Source organism: Pseudomonas sp. Soil_N_39 (assembly GCF_057655955.1).
Genome location: NZ_JBDGLI010000051.1, coordinates 1 through 447, shown reverse-complemented (window position 1 = coordinate 447; position 447 = coordinate 1). Strand labels below are relative to the sequence as shown.

Below are 447 nucleotides of genomic sequence, written 5' to 3'. Positions count from 1 at the left end.
TGACTGTGTTTGTAATGCCGTATCTGACAGCCGGCCCGGCGTCGGGCTGGATGCAGAGCCTGCAACCCCTGCGTGGATGGCAGTGTTCTCGTTGGCAATGGGTGTGTTCGGATTGCTCACCGCTGAGTACCTTCCGGCCAGCCTGTTGACGCCGATGGCTACCGATCTGGGCGTGTCCGAAGCGCTGGCGGGACAGGCGGTAACGGTGACAGCCGTGGTGGCACTGTTCGCGGGCTTGTTGGTGCCAGGCCTGACCCGCGGTATCGACCGCCGCTGGGTGCTGCTGGGTTTTTCCACGTTGATGATCGCATCCAATCTTCTGGTCGCCGTTTCCTCCAGTTTCGCGGTGCTATTGGTGATGCGTATCTTGCTGGGTATCGCCCTCGGCGGATTCTGGAGCATGGCGGCAGCGGTGGCGATGCGCTTGGTACCGGGGGCGTTGTTGCC

Annotated in this window: 1 protein-coding gene; it reads left to right on the top strand. The window is 62.4% G+C overall.

Going from position 1 to position 447, the window contains the following annotated elements; genetic code table 11:
• Positions 1-447: MFS transporter (locus AC3A5O_RS28785; protein ID WP_487754020.1), on the top strand; the 447-nt coding region annotated here is incomplete at both ends.